We start from the raw sequence: 14,968 nt of genomic DNA, 5'->3' as shown, positions 1-14,968 counted from the left end.
CATCGGGACAGGAAACAGGGAACGGAAAAACCTGTTAGATCAAGCCTACGAAACTTGTAGATAAATTATGAGAAACAATAGAGTTTTCTATAAGAAATATTAAGTATCTAGGCAATCCAAGGGCGGGGATCAAGTTCTGCTTCTCATCTACCGTTAGTCCATATTTCTAAAGGCATACAGCCAAACTTCTTTCCTCACCTGTGGGCATATCTGGCTTCTCATTCATAACCACAAAAAATTAACTGTAAAGTTTAGTAAAGAAATGCTCATTTTGCTGCTAAGGTTTTATATACTAAATTTCACTGAAACAAAATCGGTTGATTCGCCTCCAAGCGATCAATAACTGAAACTGAAATTTAAACTTGCTGTGTATTAGGAGGAAAAGTCATGGTTTCTGCTCAAAGCTCTAATCTGGTTCAGACCCACTCCTTGTTAGTGATGAAAAGCTTTTTAATCTGGACATTTACATTGGCAGTGTGCTTGTTAGTCGTCGGTTTTCCATTGGTTGTATTGATGGCTACAATTGGATGTCTGTTGTCTATTGTGTTACAATCCGTAATGCCCGCTAATGCAGTTTTAGTTGTGGCAGGTGGTTTAGTCATGCTTAATGTTATGGCAGTATTAATTGCTGCTGGCGTTCTCACAGCTAAAGGTATTCATCCTAAGCAGGTAAAATGGTTAAGCTGGCTACATGGTGAAGCTGAAAAAACCCAAACTACTGTTTATGCAGCTTGTCCTTTAACTTGTGAAATCAACCAATAGCGATTATTAGCTAAAACTTGACAAGAAGTACATCTGCCCGGTTCAGCCGGGTTTTTTAATTATGTATCAATAGCTTCTTAATTGTATGTGTTTGGGAGTCTTGATACTCTCCTTACCTGACGTCGTTACTTCGATGACCAAATCAATCATATTCACAGGATAATTGATTTACGCCTGTCCATACCTGTATTTTTACGTTAATTTCTACTTATAGAACGTTGCTAATACACAACAGCGTAAATCAACCACCCATAGCTCTGACCAAGAATCCCTAAAATAACTAAAAAGCTTCATTAAAGCTTTTTAACTACAACTCTGCTTCAGGTGGACATACTTTCATCATTCCCAGGGGGAAGAGAACAGCAATTAACATCGTTTAAACAGACTTTACCCCATTGTAAAGCCCAACGAACTAAGGCCACACGATTATCAGTCTTAGTTTTAGTGAGAATATTGCTAATATGGTTATCAACTGTCCGTTTGCTAATTTCCAGTTTTGCTGCAATTTCTTGGTTAGTTAAGCCGGTGGCCACTAAGTCGATAATTTGCATTTCTCTGTCTGACAGATTAACATGGGTTCCAGACTCACTAGCAGCCATTACTTACTATTCCTCCCTTAGTATATGTACTCAAGTCTTATTCCTTATTCTAGAAGATTTTTGCGGAGGTAAATAGTTTTAAATGTTACTAATACTACTAATGTCAAAATTTTCTTTTGATTTTAGGTTTGTAGTCATATACACTACAGATAAAAAGTATTGATTTTAACTAGAATTAATTGAAAAGCTGTCAAAATAAATATATAAATTAAATATATAATGCCCCATAGAAAATCAAAAACGCAATGAATAATCCCCGTGTTCTATGTCTTGGTGAAGTCCTATTTGATTGTTTAGCTGATCAATTGGGGCTTAAACTAGAGGAAGTGAAATCATGGACTCCCTATCCAGGAGGAGCGCCCGCAAATGTGGCTTGTGCTTTGGTGAAGTTGGGGACATCAGCCGGATTTATGGGCGCAGTGGGTGAAGATGAACCAGGGAATACACTGATAAAATTATTAGAAACGGTCGGCGTAGATACAACTGGTGTGCAACGTCATTCTACAGCACCAACGAGACAAGTATATGTAGTTAGGGATTTAACAGGCGATCGCACTTTTGCTGGTTTTGGTAAATATGATACTTCAGAATTTGCTGATACCCGTCTCCAAGCCACAAAATTACCACCCGCACTGTTTGAGGAAGCTGACTTTTTGGTGGTAGGAACTTTAGAATTAGCCTATCCTGAAAGTGAGAAAGCTGTTTTGCGAGCTTTAGAATTGGCAGAACAATATGACCTAAAAATTATTCTTGATGTGAATTGGCGACCAGTATTTTGGCTAGATGAAAATACAGCTAAGACCAAAATTCAAGCTTTATTAGGGAGATTTGATTTCCTCAAATTGACAAAGGAAGAAGCAGAATGGTTATTTAATACAATAGATTCTGGGGCAATCACTTATAGACTCAATTCCTTGGAAGGGGTTTTAGTGACAGATGGTGAAAATGGTTGTGCCTATTGTTTAGGGGAGAATGAAGGTAAATTACCGGCTTTTTCCGTACCAGTTGTAGATACTACAGGTGCGGGAGATGGGTTTTTGGCTGGGTTTATCCACCAATTACACCAAGTTGGTATTCACAAACTCAAAGACGCGGAAACCGCTAGAAAAATTGTCACCTATGCCAGTGCTGTGGGAGCTTTAACTACTCTTAAACCAGGTGCGATCGCTTCTCAACCCACTGCGGCGGAAGTTGACGCTTTTCTGAGTTCTCATCAACTAGCCTAAAGCCTTTTTAATCTTTTCGACAATTACTTCCGGGGCTTGGGAAACATCAACACAAATACAATTTTCAGGCTCTTCAAGGTCATGAAACTGACTCTTGAGGAGCTTTTCAGTCATAAAGTGATTTTTCCTGGCTTTTAGCCGATTTTCAATGACATCAAAAGACCCCTGAAGGTAAACTAACTGAATGCGGCTATCAATTATCAACATTTGACGATAACTGGTTTTGAGTGCAGAACAGGCCAAAACGACATTTTTGTTATCTTGTAGCCAATTTCTGATAGCCGCTTGCAAATCTTCTAACCAAGGTATTCTATCACCATCATTGAGGGAAATTCCCATTTGCATTTTTTTGATATTTGCTAGTTTATGGAAGTTGTCAGCGTCTCTAAATTCCCAGTTGAGTAATTCAGCTAAAAGTTTACCAATTGTAGTTTTACCAGCACCAGAAACACCCATTATTAAAATAATCGAACTTAATTTGTTGATCAAATTAAACCTGCCATTTTTCTATTTCTGTAACTTCTAAACCCGTTAACTGTGCTACTTGTTCTAGAGACATCCCATTTTGCCACAAATTCACCGCAATTTGTCTTAATTGAGATTCAGCTTTTTCAGCCCGTTGTTTTTCTTGTTCAGCGTTTTCTTGGGCTGTGGGAAACAATTCACCATCTAAATTTGCCCAGCGTAACCACGTGGTATTAACACCTCTATAATTACCCTGCCAACGCACTAAGGTTAAGTTTAAAACTGTACTTACTAATTGATTTTTGCTATTAAAAGCAATAGGTTCATACACACCACTGTTGATATGAAAACCTGCAAAATCCTCTGGATTAAAAGGATCAAACCAAAAGTATTCAGGAACACGCATCTGATTTTGATAAATCAATTTCTTCTCAGTTTTATCGTTTTTAGATGTACTTTCTGAAAGTAACTCAATTACCACATCTGGTGGTTTTCCTTCTTCCCAAACTACCCAGGAAAGTCGTTCCTTTTTGGGGACATCTAAAACTACAAAAAAATCAGGTCCGCGAAAATTTTGATTTTTTAACTGAGCTAAACTGTAGTAAACAAACATATTGCCACCTACATATCCATCAGTTTTTTGATCTAGCCATGGCTGAATAGTATCAGTTAAAATGTCTATTTGTAATTTATGTCTTTGTGTCTCCATGGGAATACCATCATCACAAGGAAGTTCTGCTTGAGTGGGTGGCAATTTAATGCTGGTTACAGTAGTTTCTGACATATAGTAATCCAATTTGAGTAATCAAATTATTTACGGTTTATTTGCAGTTGATGATTGTTTGTTGTTTTCATTAAAAATAGTATGTTCATCCTCTCCTATTGTAGACAAAATTAATAGAATTGTCAAGAATTATTTCTTAAGATTTTGATCTGTTAAATTCAGGAATTACATAATCTTGACATAAATTGTTTTTTCACCAATCTGCAAATTTCATGATTTAATCTGGCTATTATGTCTATATTTTTAGTTCTGCTAAACCTAAATAAAGGATACCTAATGGAGAAATATCAAACCGACATGGTAAAACTTCTAAACCTAGATTAATCGCTGTTCTCAATAATTTACCATATAGGGGATCTTTGCTGTCTCCTGGTGCAAATTCTAAACAATCATTCCGGTTAATAAAATATAGCATTACCGCCCGATTTTGGGGGAGAATTTCTATTAATTCCTGTAGATGTTTTTGTCCTCTGGTAGTTTCTGTGTCGGGAAATAAGGCTAAAGTTCCTTGAGACCAAGTTGTATTTTTCACCTCTAAATAAATTGGCCGTTGTTGAGCATTTCCTGTTAAATAAAAATCAACTCGACTTTTACGATCTTTTCCATAGACAACTTCACTTTTCACCTGTTCATATTCAGCCAATTCTGGGAATAAATGTTTCTCTAAAGCTAATTTGATCACCCGGTTAGGTAAAACTGTATTTACACCCACCCAAGTTGTTGCATGATCGTTGACTTCTATTAGTTCTAAAGTATATGCTAGTTTACGTTGAGGATTATCACTTTTAGAAACTTGTACAGCACTACCAATAGTAGAAACTCCCGTCATTGGTCCTGTATTTGGACAATGTGCTGTGATCAATTCTCCAGAATTTAATTGAATATCAGCAAAAAACCGCTTGTAGCGTTTGAGTAAAGTACCAGCATATAGAGTTGGGTAGTTATAAAGCCAATCTGTCATGATCATCAATTAGGTAGAACATTTACTCATATTAACTCAAAATCATTCCCAGTCTGTCTGAATAGAGGAAATTAGCAAAATAGGAATAAACGCAATCCGTAAAATTACAAAATCTATATGTTTATCCAACACTCAAGGATAATTAAGCCACAAAGTCTGATTTTAATCATAAATAATTCGTTTTTGTAGTCAAATTTACGATATTTTTAGCAGATTTGAATATAATGGACATTATAAACCTACCATTTAGACAAATATGGTAGCATTTACCAATACAAGGAGAAATATTCTATGCAAAAAGTCTCACTTGATAGGGAATTAGAATATGCTTTTCTGTTTACCCTCAGAAAAGTAAACTCCATTAATACGACAGGTTTTCAGCCATTTTTTGATAATTTACCAATTGATCCTTATATTAAGGGGAAATATCGCTCACGCAGGTTATCTAGGTTTCTAGTTTCTAAAGATAAGTTGTTCAAACTTCCCCATGGATATCTATTACAAAGTAAAGATTATAATCCTTTATTGGGAGGGATAAAAAGAGAGTTTGCGGAATTGGATAATGCACTCATAGAACTGGATATGTTTAAGCATCTGATTTTCGCATTCTGTGATTCTTGTAAACTAGATATAGAAGCAGAAATTGATGTTCATCAAATTAGAACTACCTGTTCACCAAGTAATTTAGGAAATCCTGCTCCTGAAGGTATCCACAGAGATGGTAGTGATTTTATTGGTATTTTTTCCGCAGGAAGAGATAATATTGAAGGTGGAGAAACTCATTTATATTCTGCGAAAAAGGAAAAGCCAGTATTTAACAAAGTTTTACAACCTGGAGAAATTATTTTAGTCAATGAACATCAATTTTTTCATTTTACTACTCCCATAAAACCGGAAAATCCTGGGTTAGGAACTAGAGATGTATTTGTGATCAATTATCCTAGCTTAATTTCTGATTTTTAGGAAATATAAAAGTTCTAGAGAGATTCAGATCCCCCATTTCTTCAATAAATCGGGGATCTTCTTGAATTGGTGTATAATTAAATTAAGAAATTCTTGATGTTTTTCCATTACCAATTATGAATAACGAATTTTACAATCGGGGATTAGAAAAAGCCCAACAAAAAGATTATGCTGGTGCTATAGCAGATTTTAATTTGGCTATTCAGGAGAATCCTAAATTTACCAAAGCATATATCCAACGGGGGTTAGCATATTATGATTCAGGAGAAATTTTACAAGCTGTTTATGATTATACCGCAGCTATAAAGCTGGATGAATCTATTGCAGAAGTTTTCTATTGTCGAGCTTTAGCTAGATTAACATTAAAAAATTTTCCTGGCGCTTTAGATGATGTTGAAAGGTCAATTTGTCTTAATTATAATTATGCTGCTGCTTATAATTTACGGGGAATACTGCGACGAAAACAAGGGGATATTCAAGATGCAATTACTAATTTTAAAAAAGCTGCTAAATTATATTTAGAACAGAAAAATAAGGAAAAATGTCAAGACTGTTTGCAGAAAATTCAACAGCTACAACCACCTGATAAACCGCAAATAAGCGAATCTGCACCTATATCTATTATTTCTAAAAATCAATATTTTCATCAATTGTTAGTTAAAGCAGAAAATGGAGAAGTAAAAGAAGCAATTGCTGATTTAAATTGGGTCTTAAAAACTGATCCAAATGATGGACAAGCTTATTGTTTTCGGGGAGTAATCGAGTGTAAAATTGGCAATTATCAAGACGCTATAGCCGACTTTAATTATGCAATAAAACTAAATTTTCAAGATGCAATTGTTTATAGAAATCGCGGAAAAGCCCGTTTCCAAATTGGTGATTATCAAGGTGCATTATCTGACTTAAACCAAGCATTGAAAATGCAGCCACAAGATCCTTTAGTTTATGTTGCTAGAGGTAATATTTATCGGACTATGGGTGATTATCTCCACGCAATTCAAGATTATAGTCAAGCATTGAAAATTCATCCTGATCATGCTCCAGCATACTATAATCGCGGTCTGGCCTATACATTATTAGAAGAAATGCAAAATGCTGTATCCGATTATCAAAAAGCAGCTAGTATTTATTGTGAACAAGAAGACTGGGAAAATTACCAAGAAGTATTAAATAATTTACAAAAAATCCAAACATCTAGTCCCGAAATCAAAAATCAGAAATATGAAGTTTTACGTCAGCGACTTTTGCGTTTAGTGGGGGGACACTGGGAAATAGCAGAACGCTTAATTCAACAACAAGAATATCATGATCCGGGAATGTCAGATGATTGGTATTTACAAAGAGTAATTGAGCAGTTGGAGAGAGAACGCAACTGATAATTAATTCAATATTCTCGATTTATTCAAGAAATCGGGAATCTATATTTTTATATCAATTTAGTTAATTTATTTACAGCATAGATAAAGATTTGATGAAACCTGGTCATTAGGTATAGCGGTTTATCATAATTGCTCGTACCATTTATTTTTATAAATCCACATTTTGATTTAAAGGAAGTAAGATAACCGAAAAGGATATAAATCGTCATCCATAAATCAATCTATTGGGAATTTAGAATTACCAATTTTAGATAAAGTTAGATAAAGATTAGATAAAAATTGGTTTTATGCTTATCTAAAATTTCCATTAATACCATGATAGGTTTTAGATTTAATATCTTCAATGGTTGAATCTAATATCAGCTTAAAAAGCCAGAACTTTACCATAAATCGAGTAGGATATATACCAATGACTAATATTTATCAGACAATTCCTAGTGCAATTTTTCAGCAAAAGTTTGTTTGTAATCGTTTAATTGCAAAACCGGAAGGTTTTATAGATTTTCCTAAGTCAGAGATTGAGCAATCTATTCCTCAACGATTTGAACAACAAGTTAATAAATATCCTCATGCTATTGCTATCAAAACTAATAATCAAACCCTAACCTATACACAATTAAATGAAAATGCTAATCGGTTAGCAAATACAATTCTCTCTCAAAGAGGAGAACAACCAGAAGTAATTGTCTTATTGCTAGAAAAAGGTGCAGACTTCATGACAAGTATTCTGGGAGTTTTAAAAACAGGTAAAATCTTTGTTCCTTTAGATCCCACATTTCCCATTGATAGACTTACTTATATTATTGAAGATTCCCAAGCCGTTGCATTTATTACTAATAATTTGAACTTGGATTTAGCCAGGAAATTAGCCAATAATTGTCAACTATTTAATATAGATAATATTAAAGACAATATTCATAGCAATAATTCCGAGAAAAATCCTCTGATTAAAATATCACCAGAAACACTAGCTTATATAATTTACACTAGTGGTTCAACTGGTAAACCTAAAGGGGTAGTGCATAGTCATAGAAATTCTTTGCATTACTGTATGAATGATACAAAAACCTTATTAATTAGCCATCAAGATCGTGTAATTTTCCTCTATTCCTGTAGTGCATTGGGAGGAATATTATGTATTTTCTACACTTTACTTAATGGTGCTAGTCTCTATCCCTTTAACGTTAAAGAAGAGGGATTAACTAATTTAGTAAAATGGCTAATTACATCAGAAATTACTATTTATCATTCCTTTACAACCTTATTTAGACATTTTGTAGATATCCTCACAGACACGGAACAATTTCCTAAAATTCGTCTAGTTAAATTAGGTGGTGAAGCTACCTTAATTAGAGATGTAGAAAAATACAAAAAGTATTTTTCTGCAAATTGCATTTTATATGCAAGTTTAGGTGCAACAGAAGCAGGAACTTTTCGTAATTTCATAGTTGATAAAAACACGAAAATTGCTAATAGTACCATACCTATGGGCTACCCAGTTCAAGATATAGAAGTTGTCATATTAGATAAAAATGGCCTAGAAGTTAAAAATGGTAATATTGGAGAAATTGCTCTAAAAAGTGAATATTTAGCGCTTGGTTATTGGCAAAAACCAGAATTAACTCAAACCGTCTTTTTACCAGATATTCAAAATAGTAAAAAAAGAATTTACCGCACCGGTGATTTAGGCTGTATTCAATCTGATGGTTGTTTAGTTCATAAAGGTAGAAAAGATTTTCAGGTAAAAATTAGAGGTTTCCGTATTGAAATTGCAGAAATTGAAATGGAATTGCTCAAAATTCCTCATCTTCAAGAAGCTGTCGTCGTAGCTACGGAAGATATCCCAGAAAATAAACGTCTCATAGCCTATATTGTTGCGAAAAAACAACCAGCACCTACTACTAAAGAAATCCGACAACATTTACAAAATAAACTACCTGAATATATGCTTCCTAGTGCCTTTATTTTTTTAGATACTTTGCCATTAACACCCAATGGTAAACTAGATAGAAAGGGACTAGCAGCATTTAATTTAATTAAACCTGAAGGGACTCAAAAATTTGTTAATCCCCAAAATGATGTAGAAAGTCAGTTAATCAAAGTTTGGGAAGATTTATTAGGTGTTCAACCCATTGGTGTTCAAGATGATTTTTTTGAATTGGGAGGAAATTCCTTATTAGCAGTGCGATTATTTGCTGATATAGAACATAAATTTGCTAAAAAATTGCCTCTAGCGGCTTTGTTTCCGTCAGCTACAATAGCAGCAATAGCCCAAATTATTCAGAACGAAAAAGTTTTAGAAAACACTCCCAAAGCCAATTATTCATCTTTAGTGGAAATTCAACCCCACGGAACAAAACCACCCCTATTTATGATTCATCCTTTAGGGGGAGAAGTGTTGTGTTATCGTAATTTAGCAAGACATTTAGGATTAGAACAACCCTTGTATGGACTGCAATTACAAAAAGCAAATGGGAAACAGTTTCCTATAGTTCAGGTTGAAAGCATGGCCTCCCAATATCTTCAAGAAATTCAAACTCTTCAACCTCAAGGACCTTACTTTTTGGGAGGATATTCTTTTGGAGGTATTATTGCTTATGAAATAGCTCAACAACTCCACCGTCAAGGTCAAAAAGTTGCATTTTTAGCTATGTTGGATACCTGTCGTCCCGGTTATAAGCGACGGTTATCATTCCTAAAACGAATTTATTTACATCTCACTTATATCGGACAACGCAGATTTAAGTATATTTCCCACAAGGCTAAAAGTTTCTACCAACACGCTAAGTTTTATATAAAACAAATTTTTCAAAATCACTTACGGTTTATTACACAGTTATTTAATCCCTGGACACCTGAAATCAATAAACATTTACACAGCCATGATATTTATACCCAAGCTATGAATACATATATTTTTCAACCTTATTCAGGGAAAGTGACTCTCTTTCGCACAAAAGATGAAAATCGAACGGACGCTGTGGGTATAGAATATGACGCAAAATTTGGTTGGGGTGAAATAATAATTGGTGATTTAGATATTAAGTATATTCCCGGTTCTCATCTTTCCCTTCTTGATGAACCTAATGTCAGGGTACTGGCCAAACAAATGAAAATCTGTTTGCAGAAAACCCAGAATCTAGAGTAGAATTTTACTCAATATTGGATGACAAGAAAAATATTGTCTAGGTTTTTGTTACAATTAATTAAGTTTTTACAGCAAAATACCACTATGGCTTTATACGCAGAATTGCATCGGCATCTAGGTGGTTCAGTTGTACCTCGTGTCCTCTGGCGATATTTTCAGCGTCACAATACTGAGTTAATTTCTCCCTTTGCTGAATATGCAGAATTTGAAGATTTTTACACCCGTCCCCGTAATACCTTGGATGAGTATCTAGAACTACATACCTTGGTAGAAAGTGTCCAAACGGTGGAAACCTTACCCTACTTTATTTACCGCTTATTACGCGGTGCTTATATTTTTGAGAATTTGGCTTATTTGGAATTACGTTATACCCCCTATTTACGAACTCCTGAACATTTGAGTCAAAATCAGAGAATTGATAAAATGGCGGAAATTGTGGATATTGTCGGTAAATCTAGTCATATCCCCGAATATCCCATTATTACCCGTCAAATCCTCTGTATGCACTCCCGTTTACCTTTCGAGGTAAATCAGGCCATTATTGATTTAGCAGCGCGAAATAGGGAATATGTTTGCGGCATAGACGTGGCAGGAGGCGATCGCTATTATGCTGAAAGGATGGCAGAATGGATACATTTATATAATTATGCCCATTCATTAAATATTAACACCACAGGGCATCTTTATGAAACTCAAGATGGTTGTTATCCAGAATTGCTACCCTATTTAATGCGAATTGGTCATGGTATTCAAATACCTATTTTGTATCCTGAATTACTTCCAGAGATTGCTAAAAGAGGACAATGTTTAGAAGTTTGTCCGACAACTTATTTAAAAACAGGCACTTTGCAGGATATTCGTCAGCTAAAATTAGTCTTTGACCGATGTTTTGCAGCAGCAGTTGATATCGCCATTTGTACGGATAATGCCGGATTGCATAATATGCGTCTACCCTTTGAATATGAAAATCTTTTGACTTACGACATTATTAATTTTCAACAGTTACAAGCTTGTCAAAATGCAGCCTTTCGCCATGCTTTTGCGTGGCCTCATAGTCAACATCCAGCATCTTTGTTAACTGAGATGTTAAAGTAGATATGACCTTGCTGGTTACTTACAGCGATTTTACTGGTAAATAAACCACGGTTTTTGTTTCGCGTAAAGGCGCAAAGTTTGATCTCTTAAATTTTCTTTTACGTCTAAGGGGTGACTTGAAAACTATTTTTATTAACCACAAAAGCCTGAAAACCTGGTTAGGTTTTCAGGCCTCTCCCATAATCAAAGTTTTTTCCATTCTGTTTTTACTTGGCTTGTTGAGCAGAAGCCAACTCCCCACCCCTTTTTTATTTTCATCACTTGTGTTATTACAGATAAAAATGACTCAAGTTGTATAATTAACCCGTCTGCTCAATCAAACAACTATTTTGAGTATTGGCGAGTACTCCGTCTATTTTAGCTTAATTAGGGATGTATGTGGCAACAACAAAAAAAAGATAGTCTAATTATCAATCTGGCTTTATTAATGTCCATGACTACCAGCCCCATGGTAGCAAGTTTCTTAATTTCCGCACAGGTCCAAGCAGAATCTCAGACTCATACTCCGGCCTTTTCCCTGCCGCAAACGGTAGAAAATGGCACAATAGTTAAAATTGACGGTTCGGCTAACTTTCTCACCCTTAACCAAACCTTAAAAGAAAACTTTGAAAAACAGTTTTCGGGAACTCAGGTAGAAGTTGCTATCAATGGCAATGAAGAAGCCTTAAAAGCGATTTTAGATGGTAAAGTTGATCTCGCAGCCCTGGGTCGTGAACTCACCCCAGAAGAAAAAGCACAAGGTTTAGAACAAATACTGGTGCGTCGGGAAAAAATCGCTATCATTGTTAGTAACCATAACCCCTTTCAAGGTGGCTTAACTACTGAACAGTTGGCGAAAATTTTCCGAGGGGAAATTACAGACTGGTCACAAGTGGGGAATGCTCAAGGTAAAATTAGATTGATAGATCATCCCGACCATAGTGATACTCGTGCTTCCTTGAGCGAATATCCAGCATTTAAATCCGGCCAATTTGCTAACGCAAATGCTGTACAAATGCTAGACGATAATACAGCCAATATCATTAAAGAATTAGGTCATGATGGCATTAGCTATGTTTTAGCAAATCAGGTTTCTAAATTGCCTGCGGTGCGAGTCTTGAAAATACAGGACTTCTCACCAGACAATGTAGAATATCCTTTTTCCCAGCCTTTTGTCTACGTTTATCAACAAAATCCCAGTCCAAAAGTTAAGGATTTTCTTGGATTTATTTTAGCTAAACCCGGACAGGAATCTATAAAAGCTGCTAGACAAGCAGAAGCACTTGCTATTATGTCGAGTCAATTACAAACTGTTACCACTCCTACCCTAACCTCGACAGAAATCTCAACAGCAACCCCAACAGCAACTTCTACAATTGATCAAAATCCATCTTTATCACCTATTCCCACAAACCCCGCTACAGAGCAACCTATAGAAGTTGGAAATCAAATAAAGTTGGTAAATCCCTTTACTAACCCTTCAATGCTCACCAAAAATCTGGGGTTTTTGCTGCTATTACCCTTATTTTTGATTGTTGGTTTAATTAGTTGTCTACCTTTGTTATGGGGAAGAAAAAAGCGATCGCTAAATGCAACAACTGAATCAAATTCAAATATATTAGATTCAGAAGATTCAGAGGATAACTACCTCTTTCAAGAAGCAACCAAGGAAACCCTAGACGCAGCTATCCCACCAACTACAACTAACAATAATAATGGACTCAACGGTAATCACTCTCCAGAAGACATCTTTCCACAAGCAACAGCAGCAAATAATCTAGCTCTCACCCAGACAATTTCCCCAAAGGATCAGATCAAGGAAATTAATGAACTTGATTTAGACTATAATCGCACAATGTGGGATACAGAAGCTCCTGTGATTGTCGTCAATAATCATTATCCACCAATCCCAAGTATTCATCACGATCTAATTGAATCGGACATACCTATAGATGAATTTACCAATTCTCTACTAGAAACACCCGAACCACTAACATCAACATCATCTGATCAAAAGACCATGTCTTTGTCAGAATTACTCAATAGACCTCCTGCTCCAATTCAAGCTCCAATTAAAGAAGATAAATATATCTCTTTATCAGAATTACTCGGTATATCCTTTCCATCAAATCACCAATCATCACCAACTCAAAAGTTGGTCTCTGATTTACCATCAAATTTGGAAGAGGCTTTAAATTCAATTACCAATGACATTGAACTCAATATACCTCAAATAGCAGAAGAGATATTACCGACTCCATCCCCTTCTACAACCACAGATGAAAACATCGCAATGGAGTTAGACGCAGAAATAGCAGCTTGGACTACTATAAACCAAATCAATGCTAATGAAAATACCAGAATTATCTTCACACCCCGCACTCCCAAATGGGCTTATGTATCTTGGTATATTTCTGATAGTGATAAGCTCAAACAAAACATAAATCATCAAAAGAGATTACAGAATCAAGGATTTATGACTTTAGCTGTACGTCTCTATGATGTTACTAATCTTGACCTTAGTTATCAACTTCCTGAATTGGTGCAACAATATGAATGTGAAACCGCAATTCATGATTGTTATATACCTATTCCTAAAGGTGAACGTGATTACATGACAGAAATTGGTTATTTAATTAATGATCATCAGTGGTTATGTCTAGCTCGTTCTGGTACGGTTCATGTCTTCAGTGGTCCTAGTACAGATTTCTGGTTTGTCGTTGATACCGAATTAGTGATTTATGGTGCAACTAAACAAGATGCAATTGTCACTATTGATGGTCAAAATGTCAAACTCAATGCTGATGGTACTTTTAAGGTATCTCTTCCTTTTGTGGATAATTTGGTTGATTATCAAATGACTGCTACTTCTGCTAATGAAGAAAATACTAAAACTATTTACCAAAAGTTTTTTCAAGAACAGAAAGAGAATTAATGTCAATATTACCTATTTACTAGCAAGTCAGGCGGTTTGTATTGCAAAGCAAGTCGCTTTTCTTAAATTCTCAATTTCAAATTAATACAAAAAAAGTCACTCAATCAGGAGTTATAACTTAGCAGTTAGGAATTAAAAGTTACAAGCCATGAGAAAAATTTTCTTATAAAAGAAGTTTTATTGTTAATTTATATCCTAACTGTTTTGACAATTGTTTTATTGTTATCTATAACTAAAGTACAAGTTTACCTAACAATCATATAAGATCGCAATACAATTACATAAGATTGCAATACAATCATATTAGATAATATTCATTATTTAATAGTAATTATTTATATTTGATTGTATTTAAATACTAAAATTAAAGAAAGTATCAAATTAATAAAGCAACAAAAAACAGAGAATTATGAATAATCTCCTATTTGATTGGATAAATTGTATATTATAATTTACAATAATCGAGAAATATATTTTTAAAACTACAATATACATAATTTATATATTTAGACAACCTTGTACCTTTGATAAGAATATAAAAATTTTCATATTAATTAAACATTATAGCCATTCTCATTTAATTGAGATACAAACAGTAATAATTGAACGCAGATGAACGCAGATAATTTTGTACTTCGTTAGACTGGGATATAGATAGAAATCAAATATGAC

At 34.8% G+C, this 14,968-nt stretch carries 11 protein-coding genes; 7 read left to right on the top strand and 4 right to left on the bottom strand.

Translation table 11 applies throughout. The features are described 5' to 3' along the window. The first annotated feature begins 387 nt into the window (after positions 1 to 387). Complete coding sequence (locus ACIR310F_RS0120265) at positions 388 to 762, top strand: hypothetical protein (protein ID WP_028085406.1); 375 nt, start codon at positions 388 to 390, stop codon at positions 760 to 762. Between the two features lie 320 nt (positions 763 to 1,082). Here the strand turns inward: ACIR310F_RS0120265 and pedR are convergent, their stop codons facing one another. Beyond that, entirely contained in the window at positions 1,083 to 1,361 is a 279-nt protein-coding gene (gene pedR, locus ACIR310F_RS0120260; protein WP_028085405.1) for a photosynthetic electron transport-dependent transcriptional regulator PedR, read from the bottom strand. A 245-nt stretch (positions 1,362 to 1,606) separates the two neighbouring features. Between pedR and ACIR310F_RS0120255 the strand changes: the two genes are divergently transcribed. Then, entirely contained in the window at positions 1,607 to 2,587 is a 981-nt protein-coding gene (locus ACIR310F_RS0120255) for a carbohydrate kinase family protein (RefSeq protein ID WP_028085404.1), read from the top strand. Here ACIR310F_RS0120255 and ACIR310F_RS0120250 read toward each other — a convergent pair. The 3 genes from ACIR310F_RS0120250 to sfsA form a co-directional block, all read right to left on the bottom strand. Continuing rightward, a complete protein-coding gene (locus tag ACIR310F_RS0120250; RefSeq protein ID WP_028085403.1) occupies positions 2,579 to 3,043 on the bottom strand; it encodes a gluconokinase in 465 nt (154 codons plus the stop codon). The two genes, ACIR310F_RS0120255 and ACIR310F_RS0120250, sit on opposite strands and share 9 nt — an antisense overlap. Positions 3,044 to 3,077: 34 nt before the next feature. After that, positions 3,078 to 3,836, bottom strand: a complete 759-nt coding sequence (locus ACIR310F_RS0120245) for a Uma2 family endonuclease (RefSeq protein ID WP_028085402.1) — start codon at positions 3,834 to 3,836, stop codon at positions 3,078 to 3,080. 235 nt (positions 3,837 to 4,071) lie between these two features. After that, on the bottom strand, positions 4,072 to 4,797 hold the full coding sequence (sfsA, locus tag ACIR310F_RS0120240) for a DNA/RNA nuclease SfsA (protein ID WP_028085401.1): 726 nt from the start codon (positions 4,795 to 4,797) through the stop codon (positions 4,072 to 4,074). Positions 4,798 to 5,088: 291 nt separating this feature from the next. Here sfsA and ACIR310F_RS0120235 point away from each other — a divergent pair, with 291 nt between their 5' ends. From ACIR310F_RS0120235 to ACIR310F_RS0120215, 5 genes are all read left to right on the top strand, one after another. Then, complete coding sequence (locus ACIR310F_RS0120235) at positions 5,089 to 5,760, top strand: 2OG-Fe dioxygenase family protein (RefSeq protein WP_028085400.1); 672 nt, start codon at positions 5,089 to 5,091, stop codon at positions 5,758 to 5,760. 116 nt (positions 5,761 to 5,876) lie between these two features. Next, positions 5,877 to 7,136 carry a tetratricopeptide repeat protein gene (locus tag ACIR310F_RS0120230; protein WP_028085399.1) on the top strand — a complete coding sequence of 420 codons (1,260 nt, stop codon included), beginning with the start codon at positions 5,877 to 5,879 and terminating at the stop codon, positions 7,134 to 7,136. Between the two features lie 412 nt (positions 7,137 to 7,548). Continuing rightward, a complete protein-coding gene (locus tag ACIR310F_RS0120225) occupies positions 7,549 to 10,287 on the top strand; it encodes an AMP-binding protein (RefSeq protein ID WP_028085398.1) in 2,739 nt (912 codons plus the stop codon). 84 nt (positions 10,288 to 10,371) lie between these two features. Then, positions 10,372 to 11,382: an amidohydrolase family protein gene (locus ACIR310F_RS0120220; RefSeq protein WP_028085397.1), complete on the top strand. Its 1,011-nt coding sequence runs from the start codon at positions 10,372 to 10,374 to the stop codon at positions 11,380 to 11,382. Positions 11,383 to 11,758: 376 nt separating this feature from the next. Then, positions 11,759 to 14,296, top strand: coding sequence for a substrate-binding domain-containing protein (locus ACIR310F_RS0120215; RefSeq protein WP_028085396.1), 2,538 nt, complete (start codon positions 11,759 to 11,761; stop codon positions 14,294 to 14,296). The last annotated feature ends 672 nt before the right edge of the window (positions 14,297 to 14,968 follow it).

It is taken from the genome of Dolichospermum circinale AWQC310F, from assembly GCF_000426925.1.
Taxonomy (GTDB): domain Bacteria; phylum Cyanobacteriota; class Cyanobacteriia; order Cyanobacteriales; family Nostocaceae; genus Dolichospermum; species Dolichospermum circinale.
The sequence above is the reverse complement of the archived record's forward strand: the minus strand, read 5'-3'. Positions and strand labels throughout refer to the sequence as shown.

Bases quoted from the DNA above. Each gene is read 5' to 3' on its own strand.
- pedR (WP_028085405.1), bottom strand. From the start codon at position 1,361: ATGGCTGCTAGTGAGTCTGGAACCCATGTTAATCTGTCAGACAGAGAA.
- ACIR310F_RS0120255 (WP_028085404.1), top strand. From the start codon at position 1,607: ATGAATAATCCCCGTGTTCTATGTCTTGGTGAAGTCCTATTTGATTGT.
- ACIR310F_RS0120235 (WP_028085400.1), top strand. From the start codon at position 5,089: ATGCAAAAAGTCTCACTTGATAGGGAATTAGAATATGCTTTTCTGTTT.
- ACIR310F_RS0120230 (WP_028085399.1), top strand. From the start codon at position 5,877: ATGAATAACGAATTTTACAATCGGGGATTAGAAAAAGCCCAACAAAAA.
- ACIR310F_RS0120225 (WP_028085398.1), top strand. From the start codon at position 7,549: ATGACTAATATTTATCAGACAATTCCTAGTGCAATTTTTCAGCAAAAG.
- ACIR310F_RS0120220 (WP_028085397.1), top strand. From the start codon at position 10,372: ATGGCTTTATACGCAGAATTGCATCGGCATCTAGGTGGTTCAGTTGTA.
- ACIR310F_RS0120265 (WP_028085406.1), top strand. From the start codon at position 388: ATGGTTTCTGCTCAAAGCTCTAATCTGGTTCAGACCCACTCCTTGTTA.
- ACIR310F_RS0120215 (WP_028085396.1), top strand. From the start codon at position 11,759: ATGTGGCAACAACAAAAAAAAGATAGTCTAATTATCAATCTGGCTTTA.
- ACIR310F_RS0120245 (WP_028085402.1), bottom strand. From the start codon at position 3,836: ATGTCAGAAACTACTGTAACCAGCATTAAATTGCCACCCACTCAAGCA.
- ACIR310F_RS0120250 (WP_028085403.1), bottom strand. From the start codon at position 3,043: ATGGGTGTTTCTGGTGCTGGTAAAACTACAATTGGTAAACTTTTAGCT.
- sfsA (WP_028085401.1), bottom strand. From the start codon at position 4,797: ATGACAGATTGGCTTTATAACTACCCAACTCTATATGCTGGTACTTTA.